This window comes from Lactiplantibacillus garii (genome assembly GCF_003885105.1).
Taxonomy (GTDB): domain Bacteria; phylum Bacillota; class Bacilli; order Lactobacillales; family Lactobacillaceae; genus Lactiplantibacillus; species Lactiplantibacillus garii.
Genome location: NZ_QWZQ01000092.1, coordinates 1 through 2,833 on the forward strand (window position 1 = coordinate 1; position 2,833 = coordinate 2,833).

Genomic DNA, 2,833 nt, shown 5'->3' on the forward strand with positions numbered 1-2,833 from the left:
ATAAAAACTCTTTTTTGGAATTCGTTTTAAATCTTTCGGACTATCATCATTCCGGTTAATGTAAACAAACCCATAACGTTTTTTATAGCCATTTAACCAACTGAGTAAATCGGTAAATGACCACGCACAGTAGCCAATTAATTCAACACCATCAGTAAGCGCCCGCTGCATTTCAGCTACATGTGTTTGTAGGTAATCAATCCGATATTGATCATTAACCGTGCCATTCTCCAATTTGTCTTGTGCTCCCAGTCCATTTTCCGTCACAAAGATTGGTAATTGATATTTTTCATAAACTCGTCGTAGCGCAATTCTAAAACCTACAGGGTCAATTTCCCAACCCCAGTCCGTTTTATTCAAGTACGGATTCTGAACATTAGTAAACATCGGTAGTTCGGGTGACTGCGCCTTTTCATTCTGAGGTTGCATTAAATATGGATCAGTTTTTGAAAACTGTTTTTTGTCCTTAGTTTTAATAGGATGTTCCAAAACATTTTGCTGGAAGGTTCCGCCATGGTAATAATTAATACCCAGAAAATCTGGCTTAGCGGATTTTAGTAGCTTCGAATCAGCGACCGTTACTTTCGGAGCAACACCTAGTGACTGGAGATGTCGCATCACCAGTGCTGGATACGTCCCACGACAATAGACATCCAACCACCAGTTATTATTAAAATCATCAGCATTATCTGCAGCCAATACATCATTAGGATTCGCCGTAATGGGATACGTTGGTCCGTAACCAAAGCTTGGACCAATTTTTCCCCGTGGAACCATTTTATGGAATAAATTAATGGCCATCGCGTTGGCTAAATTTACGATGTGGTTTGCTGCATACATTCGTTTTACATCTTGAACATTGGGCGGATGAGAGGCCCAACGATAGCCCATAGGCACAAAAACATTCTGTTCGTTAAACGTTACCCAGTAAGTGACCCGGTTACCAAATCTTTTAAAAACAGTTCGACAATATTTTTCGAACGCACTGATTACTTGTCGTGATTCCCATCCACCATACTTATCTTGCAAGGCAGCGGGAATGTCCCAATGATAAAGTGTTATCACGGGTTGGATATGATGTTTAAGCAATTCATTAATTAAGCTATCATAAAATTCTAAGCCAGCAATGTTCACTTCACCATCACCGTCTGGAATGATACGCGACCAAGCAATTGAAAATCGATATGCTTTTAGTCCCATTTCACTCATTAACCGGACATCTTCTTTATAGTGATGATAATGGTCAATCGCTACATTACCATTCGTTCCATTAAAAGTTTTTCCTGGAATCTTCGCGAATTGATCCCAGATTGAAGGTCCTTTGTTATCTTCATCCCAGGCACCTTCGATTTGATAAGCAGCCGAAGCCGCTCCCCATAGAAAGCCCTTTGGGAATTTAGTTAAATTTTGATAATACACTCTCGTCAAGCTCCTTCTCCGTTAAAACGTCTACCGGTAGATGCTAACGTTTTAACAAAACAGCTAGAATAGCTAATTCTTACTGTTTTAGATAGTTTTTTTAATAAAAGAACTATCTAAAATGTAATCGTTTTCTTTCTTCCAGTCAAGGGTTTTTAGCAATTAATTTATTTCAGCATAAAAAAAGATTGATCCAGTGGTTTTCACTAAATCAACCTCTAATTTCCCAACTCATTGTGGCGTATTACGCTTTTTAAAAACTAATTCTCCCGTCGGTAATCCCAAAATCTTCCGTGAAATCAATGCACATCCACCCAATAATGCTGCTTGATCTGGATTATCTGATAACTCAATCGGTGTATGTTTATGTGCAAATGGTTTAATTCGGGCAGCAATCGCAGTAAGTAACTCTGGTATTGCTCGCAAAATTTGTGAACTGATAACAATTTTTTCAGGATCAAACGAGAGAACCAAATTCTGCAAGATCATGACAATTCCCGTACTGAATTGGTCAAGAACTCGTTCGATATCGGTATCTTCGGTGTCAAACCCCTTACGAATATCGGCAATATCAATCTCATATCCCTTTAACCGACTTAATCGTGCCATAACGGCTAAATCAGAACACAAATCTTCAATGGGGACCGGATGATCTAACCCATAAAATGGAGTGTGTCCCACTTCACCAGCTTCGCTATGAACACCAGTATATAAATTACCATCAATGATGATTCCCGCACCAATTCCATCTAATAGACTGACTGAAACCGCGTTTTTTACACGTTCATTTCCCGGGAAATCTCGAATATGTAACGCCGACATATTTGCTTCATTTTCCAGGACAACCGGTACATCAAATCGGCTATGCAATACTTCCACCAAATTGAATTCAATCAAATCAGAAATAGTGGCTTTCACAACCTTATTATCGTGCACAACACCATAAATACCGACGGAAATTCCCAGCAACTTTTCACCCGTTAACACCGCTGATCGAATGACCTGGTACAACGCAAGTAAATGTTGTGAGGCCGTTTCCCCAGTCACAGGGTACTCCTGATAAGTAATTACACTACCATCTAGCCAATTGAGCATACAGCTAATTGTGTGGCTATTAATTTTAGTATTGATGGTATAACCTACATTAGCATTGAAATTAGTTAATGCTGGTTTACGACCACCACTGCGAGTACTACTTCCCTGACCGATATCATAAATCAAACCCTCTTCTGTTAAAACGGAAAAAATACTATATACCGTTGATTTGGTCAATCCCAGTTCACTAGTAACTGAAGCCCGAGAAGTGGGAGCCTTATTGAAAATTTCACGTAAAACATTTAATTCATTAATTTTGCGAATATTTACTCTGTTCATATGATTACCCTTCTAAGAATATGTATAATACGTTTCAAAG

General features: G+C 38.9%; 2 protein-coding genes. Both read right to left on the reverse strand.

From position 1 onward, the window contains the following. Positions 1-1,419, reverse strand: a 1,419-nt coding sequence (locus D1831_RS14055; RefSeq protein WP_148096383.1) for a glycoside hydrolase family 1 protein, incomplete at its 3' end; no start/stop codon positions are given. A gap of 231 nt (positions 1,420-1,650) precedes the next feature. Continuing rightward, positions 1,651-2,793 (reverse strand): ROK family protein, encoded by a 1,143-nt coding sequence (locus D1831_RS14060; protein WP_125073433.1) that lies wholly within the window; start codon positions 2,791-2,793, stop codon positions 1,651-1,653. Positions 2,794-2,833: the final 40 nt, after the last annotated feature.

Coding starts and splice junctions, on each gene's coding strand:
- D1831_RS14060 (WP_125073433.1), bottom strand. CDS start 2,793: ATGAACAGAGTAAATATTCGCAAAATTAATGAATTAAATGTTTTACGT.